This window comes from Embleya sp. NPDC005971, assembly GCF_040629175.1.
In the GTDB taxonomy this organism is placed as follows: domain Bacteria; phylum Actinomycetota; class Actinomycetes; order Streptomycetales; family Streptomycetaceae; genus Embleya.
The window spans coordinates 226,582-245,258 of record NZ_JBEXUX010000004.1; the positions used below are offsets into that span (position 1 = coordinate 226,582).

General features: G+C 73.3%; 16 protein-coding genes. 14 read left to right on the top strand and 2 right to left on the bottom strand.

All coding sequences use genetic code 11. The features are described 5' to 3' along the window. Window positions 1-277 precede the first annotated feature (277 nt). The 14 genes from ABZ374_RS06490 to ABZ374_RS06555 all read left to right on the top strand — a co-directional run bounded on the left by ABZ374_RS06490 (window position 278) and on the right by ABZ374_RS06555 (window position 16,993). Window positions 278-2,278 (top strand): AMP-binding protein, encoded by a 2,001-nt coding sequence (locus tag ABZ374_RS06490; protein WP_360307023.1) that lies wholly within the window; start codon window positions 278-280, stop codon window positions 2,276-2,278. Beyond that, a complete protein-coding gene (locus tag ABZ374_RS06495; protein WP_360307026.1) occupies window positions 2,275-3,774 on the top strand; it encodes an AMP-binding protein in 1,500 nt (499 codons plus the stop codon). The genes ABZ374_RS06490 and ABZ374_RS06495 overlap by 4 nt, the downstream gene beginning before the upstream one ends. Further along, complete coding sequence (locus ABZ374_RS06500; protein WP_360307029.1) at window positions 3,771-4,988, top strand: beta-ketoacyl synthase N-terminal-like domain-containing protein; 1,218 nt, start codon at window positions 3,771-3,773, stop codon at window positions 4,986-4,988. The genes ABZ374_RS06495 and ABZ374_RS06500 overlap by 4 nt, the downstream gene beginning before the upstream one ends. After that, on the top strand, window positions 4,988-5,971 hold the full coding sequence (locus tag ABZ374_RS06505) for a beta-ketoacyl synthase N-terminal-like domain-containing protein (protein WP_360307032.1): 984 nt from the start codon (window positions 4,988-4,990) through the stop codon (window positions 5,969-5,971). The genes ABZ374_RS06500 and ABZ374_RS06505 overlap by 1 nt, the downstream gene beginning before the upstream one ends. Further along, entirely contained in the window at window positions 5,968-7,173 is a 1,206-nt protein-coding gene (locus tag ABZ374_RS06510; RefSeq protein WP_360307035.1) for a beta-ketoacyl synthase N-terminal-like domain-containing protein, read from the top strand. The genes ABZ374_RS06505 and ABZ374_RS06510 overlap by 4 nt, the downstream gene beginning before the upstream one ends. Further along, window positions 7,170-8,240, top strand: coding sequence for a beta-ketoacyl synthase N-terminal-like domain-containing protein (locus ABZ374_RS06515; protein ID WP_360307038.1), 1,071 nt, complete (start codon window positions 7,170-7,172; stop codon window positions 8,238-8,240). The genes ABZ374_RS06510 and ABZ374_RS06515 overlap by 4 nt, the downstream gene beginning before the upstream one ends. Beyond that, window positions 8,237-8,488 (top strand): acyl carrier protein, encoded by a 252-nt coding sequence (locus tag ABZ374_RS06520; RefSeq protein WP_360307041.1) that lies wholly within the window; start codon window positions 8,237-8,239, stop codon window positions 8,486-8,488. Before ABZ374_RS06515 ends, ABZ374_RS06520 begins: the two co-directional genes overlap by 4 nt. 2 nt (window positions 8,489-8,490) lie before the next feature. After that, complete coding sequence (gene fabG, locus ABZ374_RS06525) at window positions 8,491-9,237, top strand: 3-oxoacyl-ACP reductase FabG (protein WP_360307044.1); 747 nt, start codon at window positions 8,491-8,493, stop codon at window positions 9,235-9,237. 49 nt (window positions 9,238-9,286) lie between these two features. Next, window positions 9,287-10,507 (top strand): NAD(P)/FAD-dependent oxidoreductase, encoded by a 1,221-nt coding sequence (locus tag ABZ374_RS06530; RefSeq protein ID WP_360307047.1) that lies wholly within the window; start codon window positions 9,287-9,289, stop codon window positions 10,505-10,507. Then, entirely contained in the window at window positions 10,504-11,496 is a 993-nt protein-coding gene (locus tag ABZ374_RS06535; protein ID WP_360307050.1) for an ACP S-malonyltransferase, read from the top strand. The genes ABZ374_RS06530 and ABZ374_RS06535 overlap by 4 nt, the downstream gene beginning before the upstream one ends. Next, a complete protein-coding gene (locus ABZ374_RS06540; protein WP_360307053.1) occupies window positions 11,493-12,731 on the top strand; it encodes a thioester reductase domain-containing protein in 1,239 nt (412 codons plus the stop codon). The genes ABZ374_RS06535 and ABZ374_RS06540 overlap by 4 nt, the downstream gene beginning before the upstream one ends. A gap of 65 nt (window positions 12,732-12,796) precedes the next feature. Further along, window positions 12,797-13,921: a helix-turn-helix domain-containing protein gene (locus ABZ374_RS06545; protein WP_360307056.1), complete on the top strand. Its 1,125-nt coding sequence runs from the start codon at window positions 12,797-12,799 to the stop codon at window positions 13,919-13,921. Continuing rightward, entirely contained in the window at window positions 13,918-15,981 is a 2,064-nt protein-coding gene (locus tag ABZ374_RS06550; RefSeq protein ID WP_360307059.1) for an aldehyde dehydrogenase family protein, read from the top strand. The genes ABZ374_RS06545 and ABZ374_RS06550 overlap by 4 nt, the downstream gene beginning before the upstream one ends. Continuing rightward, complete coding sequence (locus ABZ374_RS06555; protein ID WP_360307062.1) at window positions 15,950-16,993, top strand: zinc-dependent alcohol dehydrogenase family protein; 1,044 nt, start codon at window positions 15,950-15,952, stop codon at window positions 16,991-16,993. Before ABZ374_RS06550 ends, ABZ374_RS06555 begins: the two co-directional genes overlap by 32 nt. 64 nt (window positions 16,994-17,057) lie before the next feature. On the opposite strand, the gene ABZ374_RS06560 is transcribed toward ABZ374_RS06555, so the two are convergent. Then, a complete protein-coding gene (locus tag ABZ374_RS06560; protein WP_360307064.1) occupies window positions 17,058-17,636 on the bottom strand; it encodes a VOC family protein in 579 nt (192 codons plus the stop codon). A 19-nt stretch (window positions 17,637-17,655) separates the two neighbouring features. Then, complete coding sequence (locus ABZ374_RS06565) at window positions 17,656-18,615, bottom strand: phosphotriesterase-related protein (RefSeq protein ID WP_360307067.1); 960 nt, start codon at window positions 18,613-18,615, stop codon at window positions 17,656-17,658. Between the last annotated feature and the right edge of the window lie 62 nt (window positions 18,616-18,677).

The following is an 18,677-nucleotide window of genomic DNA, read 5'->3' on the forward strand; positions in this document are numbered from 1 at the left end:
CCCGGGAATCGTGGACCGAACCGGCGGGAGCGCCCGCGGAGTTCGGGGTTCGCGTTCGTCCCGGCCGTCGAGCCGAGGCATCGGCGGGATTGCGCGGGCAGGCGGCCGTCCGCCCCGACAGGCGGTGAATGTTGCTCAACCCCGCGGCCCGAGGGCGCAACCGGTTGCCCCGGGCCGCCCGGCATGGGTGCACTGGACCCGTTCCCGCACAGCCGCGGCGTCGTCGACGCGCCAGGCGGGAGCGCTTTCGGTCCTCCCACCGCGAATCGGGGATCCCATGCTGTCCGCCCGACATACCCTGCTGCCACGATCGGCACGTATCGCCCTGGCCCGGGACGCCCGGCTCGGGGGTGGCAACCTCTGGCGTACCGCGCTGGAGTACAGCCGAGCCCCCGACGCGCCCCTGCTCGTGTCGGACCCGCCCCTCGTGGTCGAAGACGGGACCCTGCGGCGGGAGTTCGGCATCGCCGCACTCGACGCCCTCGCCGACGCGTGGTCGTGCCACTACCTCGACCGGGGCGTGCGACCGCGCGACCGGGTCGCCCTCTACATCGAGGACTCCTTCGAGGACCACCTGCACCTGGCCGCCCTCGCCCGGATCGGGGCCATCGCGGTCGTGCTCAACGGCCGGCTGCCGCCCGAGGCCGCGCTCGGTCTGCTGGAGCGCGCCGACCCGGTCGGTCTGTACACCGACCCCGCGCACCTGGAACTCCTGGGCGGGCGGCACCGGGCACTGCCCGGACTGCGCTGGACGCACACCCGCGCGGACGGGGCCGGGCCGGGCAACGCGCGACTGCCCGACCGGGCGCGATACCGGCACGCAGACAACGACCCGGTGTTCCTGTGCCACTCCTCGGGTACCACCGGCCGGCCCAAACTGGTCACCTGGACTCACCGGCAGAGCGTCGCGGGAACCCGGTTCCGGCTCGCCACCCAACCCGAACCCGAGGATTCGCTGCTGCTGTGCGCGGCTCCCCAGAGCCACGGGGCCGCGATCGCGATCACCTTCTTCGCGCTGGCGGCCGGTCTGCCGGTGGTCTCCTCGGCCGACCGCAGCGCCGCCGGCCTGGCCCGCGCCGCCGCCGCGCACCGGCCGACGACGATCTTCGCGTTCAACCACACCCTGGCCGAACTCGCCGTCTCCGACCCGGACCCGGCGTGCTTCGCGTCGGTGGCGGACTGGGTGAACGTCGGCGACTCCGCCCACGAGGCGCACGTGCGTCCCCTGGTGCGGATGGGCGGGCGCACCGTGGCGGGCCGGGCCGCGGCGGGCTCGGTCTTCAACGACATCCTCGGCTCGTCCGAGCTGGGCTGGGCGGCACTGCGTCGCTCCACCACACCCGACACACCGTCGTCCCCACGCCACCTCGGCCGACCCGGCTCGGCGATGAAGGTGGCGGTGCTGCGCGAGGACGGCAGCCACGCCGACGTGGGGGAGGTGGGCCTGCTCGGGGTCCGCGGCGAATCGGTGACCACCGGCTATTGGAACGACTCGGACACCTACCACCGCAGCTTCCTCGGCGGTTGGTTCCTCTCCGGGGACCTGGTGCGCCGGACCGCGGCGAACCACTACTTCCACGTCGACCGCGTCGTCGACACCATCCACACCGCGGGAGCGCCCGGTCACTCCGTCCTGATGGAGGAGGTGATCCTGCTCGCCCTGCCCGAGGCGGCCGACTGCGCGGTGGTGGGCGCGGGCGATCGCGGTGCGGAGGTGCCGGTGGCGGTGGTCCGGCCGCGGGAGGACGGCGCGGATCCGGCGGCCCTCCTCGATCGGGCCAACACCGCGCTCGCCGCGGCCGGCCAGCCCGCCCTGGCCGCCCTGGAGATCGCCACCGCCGACACGGACCTGCCCGTCGGCGCGACCGGCAAGGTCCTCAAACGGCAACTGCGGGAGAAGTACCGCGACTTGCCCGGCCATCTCGCCACCGTATCAACGCAGTTCGTGGCGGCCGTCGACGAATCGGGCCGCCCGACACGGCAGGAGGAAGCCATGACTCGTCGAACCACCCCGGACGCCGCGGACGTGCGCGCGATCGTCGCCGCGGTCCTGGAGACGGAGGCCGAACGCATCACTCCCGACGCGGCCTTCCACGCGCACCTGGAGATGGACTCGCTCCAGAAGACCGAACTCGTCGCCCGGATCGAACGCGCCTTCAGGGTGCGGTTTCCGGCCGAGGAAGCGGCCGGGCTGGACTGCCTGGCCGATGTGCTCGCCGCGTTGATGCGGCACGGCGTCGACAACGACCCGAAGACCGAACGAGGAGACTCCCGATGAACCCCGTCGACCTGCTCCTGTTGCGGCACCTCGCGGCCGGCCGCGGCGCCCGGACGAGCGTCACCGACCGCACCGGCTCCCTGACCTATGCCGAACTGACCGACGCGGCACGCGAGTACGCCGGCGCACTGGCGGCCGGCGGAATCCGCCGGGGTTGCCGCGCGCTGGTGGTCACCGACGACACGGCGGACGCGATCGTCGCCGTCCTGGGCCTGTGGTGGCACGGGTGTGTGCCGGTCGTGCTCAGCCCGATGCTCCGCGACGCCGAACTCGCCTTCATCGCCCGGGACTGCGCCGCCGAATACGCCGACCTCGACCTGCCGCGCGAGCGCCGCGACGAACTGGCCGCGGCCCTGGGCCCGCTCGGCTTCCGGCACGAACACCTGGACCAGGAAAGGGGGTTCGTCGATCCGGACGCACCGGCGAGGTTCGCCGAGGAAGCCGAGGTATTGGTGCAGTACACCTCGGGCAGCACCGGCCGGCCGCGCGGCGTCCGGCACTCGACGGGCGGCCTGCGCGCCGTATCGACCGGCTTCGGCGGCGTGCTCGCGCTGACCGAGTCGGACACCGTCCTGTCCACCGCCAAACTCTCCTTCGGCTACGGCTTCGGCAACTCGCTGCTGTTCCCCCTCGCGGCGGGCGCCCGCTCGGCGCTGCTCACCGGCCCGGTCGACGCGTTCACCGTGACCGCCGCGATCGACCGGTACCGGCCGACCGTGTTGTGCGCCGTGCCGAGGGTGTACGAATCCCTGTTGGCCGCGGTCGCCGACCGAGGAGCGAGACCGGACACCTCCTCCGTTCGCGTCGCGGTCGCCGCGGGCGAGCACCTGCCCGCCGACCTGGCCCGCCGGGCGACCGAGACCTTCGGATTCCCGCTGGTCAACGGCCTCGGAGCGACCGAGGTCCTGCACATCGTGCTGGCCACCGCGCCGGACGCCCCACCGCACGGATCCACCGGTCACCCGGTACCGGGCGTGACGGCGACCGTGCGGGACGACGACGGACGGTCGGTGCCGACCGGGACCCACGGCCGGCTGCACATCGCGTCCGCGTCCGCCGCGATCGGCTACCTCGACCGGCCCGAGGCCCAGGCGCGCACGTTCGCCGACGGCGGCGTCTACCCGGGGGACGTCGTGTACCGCACCCCCGAAGGGGACTTCCGGCACGTCTGCCGTACCGACGACCTGCTCAACATCGGTGGCCACAAGGTCGCGCCGGCGGAAATCGAGGCACTGCTGAAGGCGACCGAGGGCATCGCCGACTGCGCCGTCGTCGCCGACCGGGACCCGGCCGGCCTGCAACAGGCCGTCGCCTACGCCGTTTTGGTACCGGGCGCCGTGCCGGCGCAGGTCCGCCGGAGCGCCTTGCAGGCCATCCGCGACCGATTGCCGCCGCACCGGCGCCCCTCAAGGATCGAACTCATCGACGCGCTCCCGACCACCTCCACCGGCAAACTCGCCCGCTTCCGGCTGGGCGCCCCCGAGGAGGCCCGATGACCTGGGACATCGTCGGCATGGGTGCGGTCGCCTGCCTCGGGAACGAACCGGAGGCGATCCACCGGGCACTGTGTCGCGGCGAGAGCGGAGTCGCTCCGCTGCGGGCCTTCGACCGTGCCGCGTTCCGGGTGCAGAACGCGTACGAGATCGACGATCGCGCGGTTCCGGGCCGCGACGAGCCCGGCCGAGCCACCCGTTGGCTGCGCGCCGCGGTCGGCGCGGCGCTCGCGGACGCGGGACTGACCGAGGGGGGAGCGGGCGGCGTCGAACGCGGGGGCGACACCGAACGCGCGGGCGGCGGCGAACCGTTGCGGGGTGTGCCGGTCGGCGGGATCGCGGACGTCCCGGTGATCGTCGGAACCACCCTGCGCGAACTGCGCTCGGCGGAACTGTGGTGGCGCGACGGCACCGAACTCGAACCCGCCGACCTGCACTTCGCCCGGGCCATGCGCGAGGCGTTCGGCACCACCCGAACCGAGACCGTGGCCGGCGCGTGTGCCGCGTCCCTGTACGCCCTCGGCATGGCCACCGACCTGATCACGCTCGGCCTGGCCGAGACCGTCGTGGTGGCCGGTACCGACTCGATCACCGAAAGCGCCTTCGGTGGACTCGACCGCGTGCAGCACCCGGCGCCGCACTCGATCCGCCCGTTCGATCGCGACCGCAAGGGCATGGTGATGGGCGAGGGCGCGGTGGCCGTCGTGCTGCGCCGCGCCGACACTCACCACCGCCCGGCGCTCGCCCGGCTGCGCGGCGTCGCGATGAACTGCGACGCCGCGCATCCGACGGTGCCCGACCCGGCGGGCGTGACGGCGGCCGTGCGCGAGGCGCACCGGCGCGCCGGGGTCCGGCCCGAGGACATCGACCTGGTCGTCGTGCACGGCAGCGGTACCCGACACAACGACGTGGTCGAATCCCGGGTCCTGGGCGAGGTGTTCGGGCGATCCGGATCCGGCCCGCGGATCACCTCGATCAAATCCGGGCTGGGACACACCTGCGGTGGCTCCGGCTTGATGAGCCTGGTCGTCGCCGTCCTGGCGCTGCGGTCGGGGGAACTCCCGCCGATCGCCGACCTGTACGACCCGATTCCCGAGGCCGGCAACCTGCGCCTGGTCGTGGGCGAACCGGCCGTCGGCAGCTTCGCCACCGCGCAGATCCACGCGATCGGCCTGGGCGGCATCAACGCCGTCGCCGTGGTGGGGAAGGCGCCGTGATGCCCACCGGAACGCCGCACGAGATGTCACCCGTGATCACCGGCTGTGGGCTCGCGGTCTCCGGCCTGCACGACGAATACGACCTGCTGGAACCGGCCGAGGCCGGGGTCGGGTCCCCGGCCGGAGCCGACCGCGACGGCGACGCCGCTCGCGCCGATGCCGGGATGCGGCACAAGGACCGGGCCTCCCGCCTGGCCCTGCACGCCGTGCGCCGGGCCCTGGCCGGCGCGGCGCTGCGCGACCCCGCGACCACCGCCGTCATCGTCAGCAGCAACTTCGGCAACCTCGACACCGTCTGCGACTTCACCGACACCATCGCCGCGGAGACCGTCACCGGCCTGAGCCCGATCCGGGTCCCGCACATGTCGAGCAACGTCACCGCCGGCTGGGTGGCGATGGCGCACGGCCTGCGCGGACCCAACATCACCCTGTGCAGCGGCACGACCGGCGGCCTGGACGCCGTGTTCTGGGCCGCGGCGCTGCTCGCCGCCGGCCGTGCCGAGGCCGCCGTCGTGGTCGGCGTCGAACCGGACACCGCGCCGGTGGCCCGGTTGCACCGCGAGCACGGCGGCGGGCGGTGGTTGGACGGCGCGGCCTGCCTGGTCGTCGAGCGGCCCGAAGACGCCCGCGGCGTGCGAGCGCGGGCCGTGATCGCCGGATACGGCCGAGCGGCCGGCCGGGCCGAAGCGGTCGGGCAGGCGACGAAGGCCTACGACGGCCCGCTCGGGCTGTGGGTGGCGCCCGGCCACCCCGCGTCGACGCTCGATCTGACCGCCCGACTGGGCCGGTGTTCCGGCGCGCTGGGCGTGCTGCAATGCGCGGCCGGGGCGGCCCGGTTCGACCGGTCGCAGGACGACTTCGTGCTGGCCGTCGCCGGCGACGACCACACCGGCGCGGCCGACGGCGAGGGTGATCCCGGTGGTGTGGCGGCCGTGCTGCTCGGCCGCCCCGGCTCCGGGCCCGGCGGGAGGTGGTCGGCATGACCCCCGGGTCCGACGAACACCGGGCCGTGATGACCGGCCTGGGCGCCGTCTCCTGCCTGGGGGCCGGGCTCGGCGGGTACTGGAACGCGCTGCTCGCCGGTGGCGCCGCGCCGCGCGAGGTCGACTTGCCGCACCTGAACATGCGGGCCAGGCGGATGTATCGGGTGCCCGAGGCCGCCGTCCCCGAGCACCCGCGCCGGCATGCGGGCGTCCCGCTCGGCGCGGTGCCGCGAATGGCGGTGGCGGCTGCCCTCGAAGCGCTCGACGACGCCGGGATCGAGCACCGCGACCGCGCCGACGTGCCGGTGGTGCTGGGCTGCGAAATGGGCAACGCGAGTGTGCAGGAGGAACGACGCGGCGCCGACGGGGCCGGCCATCCGCAGTGGACACCGCTCGCGGTCGCCGCTGCGGCCGTGGGATCGGCCATCGGCTCGCGGCGCGGCAACATCAGTGTGGGCAACGCCTGTTCGGCGGGCGGATACGCGCTCGGCATCGCCTCGGACCTGATCCGCTCGGGCGAGGCGTCCGTGGTCCTGGTCGGCGCCGCGGACGGGGTGACCCGGGTCGGCATGGGCGGCTTCGACCGGCTCGGCGCGGCCGACCCGCACAGTTGCCGCCCGTTCGCCCGGGACCGGGCCGGCACCGTGTTCGGTGACGGCGCGGCGATGGTGGTACTGGAATCGGCGGCGCACGCCCGACTTCGCGGTGTCCGTGCGTACGCCGAACTCGCCGGGGTGGCCTGGAGTTGCGACGCCCGACACCCCACCGCGCCCGATCCGGACGCGACCCAGCTCGTGCGCGCGATGCGCGAGGCCCTCGCCGACGCGGACTTGGCTCCGGACCGGGTGGGCTGCGTCCTGCCGCACGCGACCGGGACCCCGCTCAACGACGCGGTGGAGAGCCGTGCGCTGCGCCGGGTGTTCGGCCAAGTGACGGACCGGCTGCCGCTGTTCGCGCTCAAGGCGATGATCGGGCACACCTCCGCGGCGGCCGGGATCTTCGCCTGCCTGACCTCGGCGTTGATCCTGTCCCGAGCGCGGATCCCCGCGAACGCACCGGTGGAGCAGGACCCGGATTGCGAGGTGTGGCTGCCCCGGGAGGCCGCGCTGCGGCCGGCACGCCCGGCGGTGCTGGTGAACACCTGTGCCTTCGGCGGCAACAATTCGTCCTTCGTGCTCGCCGGGCGGGGGTGGCCGGCATGACCGCCCCGGCGCGGATGCGCGTCACCGGCCTGGGAGTGATCGCTCCCGGCGTGGACCGACCCGATCGGGCGCTCGGACCGCGATCCGCGCCCCAGCCCGGCTGGTTCGAGGTCGCCGCGGCCCTGCCCGGACGCGGCTATCGTCGGTTGCCCGCCGGCTGCCTCCACCTGCTCGCCGCGGCCAGGGCGGCCGTGATCGACAGCGGCCCTCGGTTCGCCGAGGTGCCCGCACACCGCCGAGCCGCGATCGTGGGAACCAACAACGCCGGGGCGGCCCTGATCGAGGAGTTCGACCGGACGATCATCGATCTCGGCGCCGCGGAACTGCCGCCCGGCCGCGTCCCGTACATGGCGACGAGCATGTTCGCGGCCCGATTGGCACCCGAACACCTGCTGCGCGGCTTCGACCTCACCACCAACTCACCGGCCGTGGCGGGGCTGGACGCCCTCCAGAGCGCCGCACGCGCGCTCGCGGCGGGGCGCGCCTCGGTCGTCCTGGCCGGCGCGGTGGAGGAACCGCCCTCGGCCACACAGCGGTCCGGGGCCCGGTTCGCAGCGGCACCGGTCGACATCGGCGCCGCGGTCCTGGTGTGCGAGCCCGAGGAGGTGCCCGCGGGCGGTGCCGCGGGGTACGGCTGTTGCTCGACGTACAGCGCGTTTGTTCCCGGCGCCGGCGCGGGCGCCGATCCCGACCGCGCGCGGGCCGTCCTCGCGGGGTTGTGGAGCCGACTCGCCGACGACGGCCCGCCGCGCCGGATCGATGCCGTGCTCGACGACTCCGCGCTCGGCGCGGCCGTCGCCGCCTGGTTGCCCGCATGCGCCCCCGACAGCGAGATCACGGCCGTCCCGGCGGCGATCGGCGGCGGTTGCCTGACGCCGGTGCGCCGTGTCGCCGGTCGGCTCGCCACCCCCGGCGGCCTCACCGATCGCGTCGCGGTCGTCGCCGCCTCCGCCCACGGCCACCTCTCGATCACCGACCTCACCCCGGCCGCCGCCGGCCCCGGGCACCGCACGCCGCCGGTCGACGACCGGACGACACCGGCCACCACGAAGGGACACCGATCATGACCAGGCCCACCCCCACCCGCGAGGAACTGCGCGACTTCTTCGTCGAGGAACTCGAACTCGCCGACGAGATGGTCGCCTACGACAGCGAGTTCGCCGTCGACCTCGGCATCGACTCGCTCACCACGATGGAGCTGATGGTGCAGTTGGAGAAGCGCTACGGCGTCCGGCTCGCCGAGTCCGAATTCGCCGAACTCACCTCGGTGAACGCCGTACACGAATTCCTGTCGGCCCGACTCGGGGCGGCCTGAGCATGGCGGACACCCGGCGGCCGGTCGCGCTGGTGACCGGAGGATCGCGCGGCATCGGACGAGCCGTGGTGAACCGGCTGGCCGCGGACGGATTCGACGTCGCCTTCTGCTACCGCTCCCGGTCGGACGCCGCCGCGAAGGTGGTGGCCGAGGCGGGCGCGGCCGGCGCGACCGTGCTGGCCCATCGGGCCGACGTCTCGGCCGCACCCGAGGCCCGCGCCTTCGTCGCCGTCGCCGAGGCGCGACTGGGACCGCCGTCGACCCTGGTCACGTGTGCCGGCGTCGTTCGGGACCGGCCACTGGTGCGGATGTCCGACCACGATTGGGACGAGGTGATCCGCAACAATCTCGACGGGACCTACCACGTGTGCCGTGCCGCCGCCCTCGCGCTGATGCGGCACGGCGGCGGCTGCATCATCACCGTGTCCTCGGTCGCCGCCGCGCACGGCAGCGCCGGACAGAGCAACTACGCCGCGTCCAAGGCGGGCATCGTCGGCTTCACCACGTCGCTGTCCCGGGAACTCGGCCGCTTCGGGGTGCGCTCCAACGTGGTCGCCCCCGGCCTGATCGGCACCGACATGACGGCGGAACTACCGGCCGCGGCACGGGCGGCCATCATCGACCGGATCCCGCTGCGCCGACCGGGCAGCCCCGAGGAGGTCGCCGACCTGGTCTCCTTCCTCGCCTCCGACCGGGCCCGCTACATCAACGGACAGGTGATCGGCGTGGACGGCGGGCTGATCCTGTGAGCGCCCGCCCGACCTTCTTCGAGTGCCGCCCGGGAGCCAGGAGTTCGCCATGTACGACGTGATCGTGGTCGGTGCCCGCTGCGCGGGCGCGCCGACGGCCATGCTGTTCGCCCGCGCCGGATACCGGGTCCTGCTGGTGGAACGGGCCCGGTTCCCCCGGGACACGCTCTCCACCCTCTACATCCATCAGCCCGGAGTCGCGCTGCTCGACGCGTGGGGCCTGCTCGACCGCGTCACGGCCACCGGCTGTCCGCCGATCACGGCCGTGACGCACCGCCTGGGGGAGGTGACCCTGGCGGGAGCGCCGACGCCGATCCGGGGAATCGCTGCGGCCTACGCGCCGCGGCGACATCTGCTCGACCACATCCTCGCCGAGGCGGCGACCGCCGCCGGAGTGGAACTCCGCGAGCGCTGCCGGGTGACGGACGTGGTCTTCGACGGCGACCGAGCCGTCGGCGTGCGCTGGCGTGCCGGGACGAGCACCGGTACCGACGCCGCCACGCTCGTCGTCGGCGCGGACGGCATGCGGTCCGTCGTGGCGGAATCGGTACGGGCCCCGGTGACCCGGGAGGACCCCGTGCTCAGTTGTGTCTACTACGGCTATTGGGAAGGGGTGCCCGCGAACGGATTCGAGGCGTACGCCGTGCGCGGACACTGGGTGGGCTGTGTCCCGACCAACGACGGGCGCACGCTGATCGGGGTCTATCGGCCGCAGGCCGCGTACGCGTCGCTGCGGGCCCGCCCCGAGGCCGGCTACCTCGACGGCCTCGCCGCGGCGGCGCCCGAACCGTACGAGCGGGCCCGCGCCGGCACCCGGGTGGAGCGGTTGTTCGGCTGCGGCGCGCAACTCAACTACTTCCGCCGCGCGTTCGGCCCGGGGTGGGCACTGGTCGGCGACGCCGGGCACCACAAGGACTCGATCACCGCGGACGGCATCACCGCGGCCTTTCGCCAGGCCGCCCTGCTCACCGCCTGTGTGGGCGCCGACCTGCACGACGAACCGCTGCTGCGGGCGGCATTGCGGCGCTTCGCCGGACACCGGGACCGGCTGCTCGCCGACCGCTACACCGACGCCCTCACGCTCGCGCGGCTGCGCCCCGACCGCGGGCAGCGCCTCCTGGCCACGATCGCGGACGATCCGGTGTCGACCCAGCGGTTCCTGGACCGGGCGGCGGGTCCCGCCGCGGAGCCGACGGAGGCATCGGTCCCGGACCCGACGGACGTCCCGGACCCGACCGACGTACTACAGGAGGGTGGGGTACGCGGATGACCACCGGATTCGGTATCGCCTTCCCCGGCCAGGGCACCAAGGCGGCGGTGCTCACCGCGGCCCTGCGCGCGCACCATCGGCACGCGCTCGTGGCCCGGCTGCTGGACACCTTCGACGCGGCCGACCCGGACGCCCTGGACCTGACCGACACCGCCGTCAACCAACCGGCCACCTGCGCCGTGGGCATCGCCGCCGTCGAGGCGGCCTTCGGGCCGGGCGTCCGGCCGCCCGCGGCGGTGGGACACAGCCTGGGCGAACTCACCGCCGCCGCGTGTGCCGGATTCGTGGACGTGCACGACGCGTTCGACCTGGCGGTGGCGCGCGGCGCGCTGTGCCGGGCGCAGCACCTTCGCCGGCCCGGTGCGATGGTCGCGGTGGTGGGCGCCGGACCGGCCGACATCGAGTGGCTCCGCCGCCGCGTGCTGGCCGAGAACGGTGGCATCCTGGAAATCGCCGGCCTCAACAGCGCACGCCAGGTCGTCCTGTCGGGCGATCCGGTCGCCGTCCGGGAGACGGTGCGATTGGCCGCCGAACTGTGCCTGCGCGCCGAGCCGTTGCCCATCGCCGGAGGCTTTCACAGTCCGCTCATGATGGACGCGGTCCCGCGCTGGCGCCGCCGCCTGGAGGCGGTGCGGTTCCGCCCGGGCGGCGCACGGTTCGTCTCGGCGATCGACGCGCGAGCGCACACCGACCCCGACGAGGTCCGCGAACGACTGGCCCAGGGGCTGGTACTCCCGGTCCGCTGGCACGAGGCGATGCACGCGGTCCGCGACCTGGGGGTCCCCGGGCTGATCGACGCGGGGCCCGGGGACACGCTGCTGCGACTCGGGCGCAGGGATCGGGCGACGCCGTTCGTCGGGATCGGGGAGGTGGCGGTGCGGTCGACGGCCGCGACACCCCTCGGCCACGACGACCGGACCGACCGCCGGCCCGATCCGCCACCCTCGGATGCGTCGACGCGCCGCCGGTGCTCGGGAGGTGTCGGATGATCCGCGAAGACGGCCCCGGCGCGGCCCGAACCGGCCCGGTGCGGCGCGGCGCGGATCCGGGTGCGGACGCGTTGCTCGACCCGGACATCGCCCCGACGGCGTCCCCCGTGTCCGCGCTCGGGCCGGCCGGGTCCGATCGCCGCGTGCTGCTCACCGGCGCGACCGGCTTCCTCGGCGCCTTCCTCCTGCGCGAACTCCTGGACCGCACCGGCGCGGACGTGTGGTGCCTGGTCCGCGCCGACACGCCGCAGCACGCGCGACATCGCCTCCAACAGACGATGCGGCGCTACCTCCTGTGGGACACCGACACGGCCGCCCGGATCGTTCCGATCGCGGGCGACCTGACCCGACCCCGACTCGGCCTGACCGCGCGACAGTGGTCCAGACTCGCCGAGCGGGTCGACGTCGTCCAGCACAGCGGGGCCCGGGTCGGTCATGTGGCCCGCTACGAGTCGCTCCGCGATGCCAATGTGCTCGGCACGGCGGAGGTACTGCGGCTGGCCTGCGCGGACCACGTCAAGCCGGTGCACTTCGTCTCCACCGCCGCGCTGCCCACCGATCCCGCCGATCCCGCCGGAGAACCCCCTCGGCCCGGGACGGCGGGGGCCGGCTACGTGCTGAGCAAGTGGGTCGCGGAGCGCCTGGTGCACCAGGCCGGCGCGCGGGGCGTGCCGGTCGCCGTGTACCGCCCCGGGCGCATCGGCGGCCACTCGGTCACCGGCGCGTGCCAACTCGACGACGCCATCTGGAACTTCGTGCGCGCGGTCGTGCTGCTGGGAGCAGCCCCGGAGGTCACCGGCTCCCGGGTGTCCTTCATGCCGGTGGACCACGTGGCCCGCGCCATCGTGCGCGGGCAGGCCGCGGATGCGCCCGCCGGGCCGGTGCGACACCTGCTCGACCCCTCCGGGATGGCGCTGCGCGAATTGCTCGGGTACGTGGCGGAGCGTTTTCCGGTCGGGTTGGTGCCGCCCGAGGTGTGGCTCACCCGCCTGTGGGACGCGCGGCACGGGTACGACGGTGCCCTGACCAGGGCGAGCCTGTTGCTGGCGTCCTACCGGGCCCTCCTGGACGGAACCGCGCAGCCGCCCGTCGGCAACGTCGGGGGCAGCCCGGGCGGGGCGGGCGGTGCCGACGTCGCATGCCCGCCGATGGACGGCGGATCGATCAACGCCCATCTCGACTACTTCGAGTCCGTGGGATTCCTGCCGTCCGCCGCCGCTCGATTCCCGGCATAATGGGCAACCAAATCTTCGGATACGGTCCGAGCGTCGATCCTTTGCGGCGGTGCCGGCCATTTCGGATGGGTCTGCACCCGCGCCATATTGTCGGTGTAAAGAAACACGCAGGCCGATGCCAAGAATCCTCACACGGCTTTGACGCGCGTCTCCCTAGTGTTATCCGGACACGATCCACAGGGAGCTCGATCATGGTCCAGTCGCTCGCATTAACGATTCCCCCCGCCGTTCTCATCATCAGCGACACCCCGGAGTATTCCGCCGGCGGAACGCAGCTCTTTCCGGGCCTGCGCACCATGATCGGCACGGTCGCCGGCCGCCGACCCGAGTGGCTTCGGGTCGGACCGGCCGGTCACGACGCGGTGCCCCGCGAGCGACTTCGTGCCTCGGCCGCCGGCGCGCACGCCCTGGTTCTGCTGACCGCCGTGCGCAACAACTCCTGTTCGGGCGAGATCAAGCTCGCCCTCGATCAGCTCGCGGACGGCCCGGTGCGCCGCAAACCGGTGGGCCTGGTCTCGGTCGGCGCGGTCCAGAGCAGCCATGCGGTCGACCATCTCCGGGTCGTATTGGCCGCGTTGGACGCGGTGGTCATCCCCGGCACGCTGACCGTGCCCGGTCCCTCGGCCGTCACCCGGCTTCCCGAGACCCGGGTCGCGCGGCAACACGGCATGCTGAGCGGCTTCGTCGAGGAACTCCTTTGGTTCACCGGTCGATTGCGCGCGGACGCGCCGAGCCCGACCACGCGGCCCGACCCCCCCGAGGCCGACGCGGTGGCCGAGCAGGTCGACACCGCCGTGTCCTTCATCCGGGAACGATTCGCCGACAACGAACTGACCCTCGGCCTGGCCGCCCGAGCCGCCCACATGAGCAAATACCACTTCTCCCGGACCTTCAAAAGACGAACCGGTCACAGATTCATCGATTTCGTCACAGAGTTGCGTATGGAGCTCGCCCGTTCGCTCCTGCTGGAAAGCAACCTGCCGGTGGCCGATATCTGCGTCAAGGTCGGCTATCGCGACCTCAGCCATTTCCAGCGCACTTTCAAGGCGACCTACTCGTTGTCGCCTTCCGTGTTTCGCTCCGCAGCGCAGGCCGGGCTCGCGCCGGTCGGCAGTGAAGCGCCCGAAAAGCAGCATTTCGGGGCACGACAACCCGTCCTGTGCGCGCCGGGTGAGGGAAGCCGACCTTGACCGGCCCGATACCGCACTACCTCTGTGGCCGCCGGCACCCGCCCGCCGACGCCGGGGTCGTGCGCCGACACGCCGTGCACGGACACGAGGTCTTCCGGGTCACCGCGACCGGGATCGACGCCGGCCCGGCGTTCGAGTACGCCCGCTCGGTGGGGCTTCCCGCGTTGCGCCGTGCCGACTTCGCCGAGCGGGCCCGATGGATCACTCGGCTGGCACGCCATCTGGCAGGCCACCGCGAGGAGTTCGTCCGACTGCTCGCCCACCTGGGCACCTCCCCGGCCGACGCCGCACGGGACGTGGACGGCGGATTGGCGACGATGCGGCACTGCGCGGCGGCGATCGTGCGCCGCTCGGCCGGCGGCGCAGCCACGGCGGACGGCCGGCTCCTGGTGGAAGGCGGGCTCCCGTGGGAAGACCGAGCCGATCCGCCCACCGGTCGGGCGAGTCGCTCCCTCCTCGACGGGCCGCCCGGTGTCGCGGTGCAGATCAGCGGCTTCAGTCTGCCCGCGGCCACCATGCTCGGCGCCTTCGCCCCCGCGTTCATCGCGGGCATGCCCGTGATCGTCCGGCCCTCGCACCGCACCGCCCAGGTGGTGGCGCAGCTGGTGCGACGTATCGTCGAGTGCGACGGACTCCCGGATGGAGCACTCCAGTTCGTGTCCGGCCCGACCCGCCTGGCCGACCACCTCACCGCCCACGACCTGCTTCGCTTCACCGGGACATCGGCCACCGCGCGGCGGGTGCGCGATCGGCTCGCGACGCCGGCGGTCGCGCCGCACCAGGACTTCGGCACTCAGGCGCTGGACTGCGCGGTGCTGGGCGCCGACGCCGCGCCGGGCACGGCGGCCTTCGCGATGTTCGTGGACCGACTGGTGGCCGCCATGACGGCGTACACGGGTCAGACCCGGGCGACGGCGCGTCGGATCTTCGTACCGGCGCCGTTCCTGGACGCGGTGGCGGATGCGGCGGCCGCCGCCCTGGACGAGATCCGACCGGGTGACCCGTACACGCCCGGCGTCGGCATGGGGCCGCTGATCGACGCGGCCCATCGGCGCCGCGTCCTGGCCGGCGTCGCCCATCTGCGGGGGGCGACCCGCACGATTCGCGGGACGCCGGCCCGGATCGCCGCGATGGCCGACGAGCGCGGGTTCGGCGCGTTCCTGCCGCCGGTCCTGCTCGTCGCCGACGAGCCGGGGCGCCGGGAGGTGCACGAGGTGGAGGCGTTCGGGCCGGTCGGCACGCTGGTGCCGTACCGCTTCTCGGCCGACCTCCGCGACGCGCTCGCCCTGGGCGGTCGCGGCCTGCACGGCTGGGTGGTCACCGAAGACCCGGCAACGGCACGTGAGTTGGTCCGGGGACTGGCGCCCACACACAGCCGCATCGAGGTCGTCGATCCGCAGGCTCCGTCCGCCGGCCCGAGCGCGCCGGACGACGCGGAATGCCTGCGTGCCGTCGACCGCCACCTGAACACCGCCGGCGTGCACGCCGCGCCCGGACACCTGGCGGCGGTCACCGATCGATGGGAACCGGGCGCCGCGCGCGTGCACGGTCCGACGCATCCGCTGCGGCGGTACCTGAGCGACCTGCGCGCCGGCGACGCGGTGACGGTCGGCCCGCGCACCGTCACCCGGGCCGACATCGACCGGTTCGCCGAACTCACGGGCGACCACTACTACTTGCACACCGACGAGGCCGCCGCGACCGGGCATCCGCTCTATCGCGGGATCGTCGCCCACGGCTACCTGGTCCTGTCCCTCGCGGCGGGCATGTTCGTGCCACCCGAACCCGGGCCCGTACTGGCCAACCGGGCACTGGAGAACCTGCGCTTCCTGGCCCCGGTACGGCCGAACGACGCCCTGACCGTCACGCTGACCGCCCGGCGGGTCATCACCCGGCCCGGTGCCCGACACGGCGAAGTGCGCTGGCACGTCGAGGTCGTCAACCAGGACGCGCGGCCCGTCGCGGACTTCGAGCTGATCACCCTCACCGCCGACCGGCCCACCGAGGCCGGGGACAAGGACGTGCCACATGCGCGCCACCACCATTCACGGCCCCTATGACATCCGCGTCGAGGACGTCCCCGACCCGCGCGTGGAGCAGCCCGGCGACGCGGTGGTCCAGGTCCTGCGTGCCTGTGTGTGCGGCAGCGATCTGTGGGCCTACCGGGGCGAGTCCGCCCGGGTGCCCGGACAGCGCATCGGGCACGAATTCCTGGGCACCGTCGTGGAAACCGGCTCGGAGGTGCGCACGGTGCGCCCCGGCGACCTGGTCATCGCGCCGTTCACCTGGTCCGACGGGGCCTGCCTGTTCTGTACGGAGCGGCTGCCCACCTCGTGCACGAACGGCGGCATGTGGGGCGCGGTCGGGTCCGACGGCGGCCAGGGCGAGGGCGTTCGGGTTCCCTATGCCGACGGCACCCTGGTCGCGGTGCCCGCCGAGGCCGCCTCGGACGATCGGCTGATCGGTGCGCTGCTCGCGCTGACCGACGTCATGGGCACCGGCTACCACGCGGCGCTGAGCGCCGGCGCACGACCCGGTGCGACCGTCGCCGTGGTGGGCGACGGCGCGGTCGGGCTGTGCGCCGTCCTGGCCGCCCGCCTGCTGGGCGCGGAGCATGTCATCGCGCTGGGCCGACACCCGGACCGCCTGCGGCTGGCCCGGGAGTTCGGCGCCGCCGGCACGATCACCGAACGGGGCGAGGCGGCCGTGACGGCGGTCCGCGAGGCGACGGGCGGCCACGGCGTACACGCCGCGATCGAGGCGGTGGGCAGCGAGGAGGCGATGCGTACCGCCGTCGGCGTCACCCGCCCCGGCGGTGCCATCGGCTGGGTGGGTGCCCCGCACGGAAGCGGCGACGGACTGGACGTCGGCACCCTGTTCATGAACAACCTCACCCTGCGCGGCGGTATCGCCCCGATCCGTGCCTACCTCCCCGAACTGCTGCCGCGCGTGCTCGACGGCACGCTCGACCCCTCGCCGGTGTTCGACGGCACGATGGCCCTCGCGTCGATCGCCGACGGATACCGCGCCATGGACGACCGCAGCGCACTGAAGGTGCTGATCACCCCCTGAACCTCGCAACCCGCCGCACCGAGGAAGCGCGTACCGAAATCGCCGCCGGGATACGGCGGTTCGTTCAGGGCGACCGCGTCGGACCGGTGCCGGCCCAATGCCGGATCGGTTCCGCACCGTCCCGGTTCGCCGCCGCCCGCATGGTCGCGTAGAAGGCTTCGCCCTCAGGGGTGAGCTCGATGTACTCTTCGAGCCCGCCGTGGCCGATGACGTCCTCGACCATGACGATCCGGGCGCCGCGCGGCGTGATGCTGCTGAAGACGGGGACCCGACCGCGGTCGGCCAAGTCCCGAAGCGTGGCGTCGAGGTCGGTACTGCCGAAGCCGAAGTGGTGCAGTCCGGGACCGCTCTCGGCCAGCCGTTCCGAGAAGACGGTGGCCGATCCCGGCAGTGGCTCGACGAGTTCGATCATCAGCCCGCCGGTGTAGCTCAGCGCGATCCGGGCACCCAGGGGAGTCGGGACCCCACGATGGACGGTGCCGTTCGGCTCGGCTGTCGGTTCCGGTCCCAGGAACCACGGACCTGCGCCGAAGCACGCGCCGAAGTCGGCCATGGCCGAGTCCAGATCGTCGACGACGAAACATATCTGCAGGAGCGGGGTCGCCCCGGCAAGTCGGGGAACCGGAGCAGGAGTTCGGGTCATGGCGTTCTTCCTCCTCGCCCTACTCGAAGTAGCGGCGCGGGTTGTCCACGAGGATCGTCTCGAGTTGCCGGTCGGTGACGCCGCGGCGCCGCAGTTCGGGGAGCACGTCGTCGCTGATGTGACGGTAGTTCCAGTGCGGCAACTGGGCCTTCTGCGCCGCCGGATCCCAGAAATCGATGAAGCAGGACGCGTCGTGCGAGATCACGATGTGGTCGAGGTAGCCGCGTTCGATCAGGGCGACCACGGTGCCGACGCGATCGTCGAACGAGAGGAAGCTGTCCAGGCCGAACCGGTCCAGGCCCAGCAGCGACCCGGCGTCCGCGAGCCGGGTGAGGTAGTCGAGGTCCTTGGTATCGCCGGAGTGACCGATGATCACCCTGCGCGGATCCACACCCTCCTCGCGGAATACCTGCTGGGCGATCAGGCCGGTCTGTTCGGCGGCGTTGGTGTGCACGGTGATGGGAGCGCCGGTTTCCGTGCTCGCCCGCGCGACCGCGCGCATGGTGCGCTCGACGCCGGGGGTCAGCCCCGGTTGGTCTATCGCGCATTTGAGGAAGGCCGCGCGCACTCCGGTGTCGGCGATTCCTTCGGTGAGGTCGGAGACGAAGAGCTTGGTGAGCGGTTCGGGTTCGTCGAAGAGGAGCCCGGGGCCCTTGTAGTGGAACTGCATGGGGATGTCGTTGAACGTGTACAGACCCGTGGCCACCACGATGTTGAGTTCGACGCGCCGGGCGATCTCCTGGATGCGCGGTAGGTAGCGCCCGAGGCCCAGGACGGTCGGGTCGAGGATCGTGTCGATTCCCCGGGATTTCAGATCGGTCAGATCGGACACCGCCTGGTGCAGCATCTCCGATTCACGCCAGTCGTGCTGGTAGTTGAGGCGGTGCTCCTCGCCGAGTACGAAGACGTGCTCGTGAACGAGGGTGCGCCCGAGGGCCGTGCTGTCGACCGAGCCACCCGCCGTGGGGATCGAACCCATGGTGCCTGCCTTCTGTGTCGTGGATGTGTCGTCGTGGATGTGTCGCGGCGGCCTCTCGGCAC

Bases quoted from the DNA above. Each gene is read 5' to 3' on its own strand.
- ABZ374_RS06490 (WP_360307023.1), top strand. From the start codon at position 278: ATGCTGTCCGCCCGACATACCCTGCTGCCACGATCGGCACGTATCGCC.
- ABZ374_RS06495 (WP_360307026.1), top strand. From the start codon at position 2,275: ATGAACCCCGTCGACCTGCTCCTGTTGCGGCACCTCGCGGCCGGCCGC.
- ABZ374_RS06500 (WP_360307029.1), top strand. From the start codon at position 3,771: ATGACCTGGGACATCGTCGGCATGGGTGCGGTCGCCTGCCTCGGGAAC.
- ABZ374_RS06505 (WP_360307032.1), top strand. From the start codon at position 4,988: ATGCCCACCGGAACGCCGCACGAGATGTCACCCGTGATCACCGGCTGT.
- ABZ374_RS06510 (WP_360307035.1), top strand. From the start codon at position 5,968: ATGACCCCCGGGTCCGACGAACACCGGGCCGTGATGACCGGCCTGGGC.
- ABZ374_RS06515 (WP_360307038.1), top strand. From the start codon at position 7,170: ATGACCGCCCCGGCGCGGATGCGCGTCACCGGCCTGGGAGTGATCGCT.
- ABZ374_RS06520 (WP_360307041.1), top strand. From the start codon at position 8,237: ATGACCAGGCCCACCCCCACCCGCGAGGAACTGCGCGACTTCTTCGTC.
- fabG (WP_360307044.1), top strand. From the start codon at position 8,491: ATGGCGGACACCCGGCGGCCGGTCGCGCTGGTGACCGGAGGATCGCGC.
- ABZ374_RS06530 (WP_360307047.1), top strand. From the start codon at position 9,287: ATGTACGACGTGATCGTGGTCGGTGCCCGCTGCGCGGGCGCGCCGACG.
- ABZ374_RS06535 (WP_360307050.1), top strand. From the start codon at position 10,504: ATGACCACCGGATTCGGTATCGCCTTCCCCGGCCAGGGCACCAAGGCG.
- ABZ374_RS06540 (WP_360307053.1), top strand. From the start codon at position 11,493: ATGATCCGCGAAGACGGCCCCGGCGCGGCCCGAACCGGCCCGGTGCGG.
- ABZ374_RS06545 (WP_360307056.1), top strand. From the start codon at position 12,797: ATGGGTCTGCACCCGCGCCATATTGTCGGTGTAAAGAAACACGCAGGC.
- ABZ374_RS06555 (WP_360307062.1), top strand. From the start codon at position 15,950: ATGCGCGCCACCACCATTCACGGCCCCTATGACATCCGCGTCGAGGAC.
- ABZ374_RS06560 (WP_360307064.1), bottom strand. From the start codon at position 17,636: ATGACCCGAACTCCTGCTCCGGTTCCCCGACTTGCCGGGGCGACCCCG.
- ABZ374_RS06565 (WP_360307067.1), bottom strand. From the start codon at position 18,615: ATGGGTTCGATCCCCACGGCGGGTGGCTCGGTCGACAGCACGGCCCTC.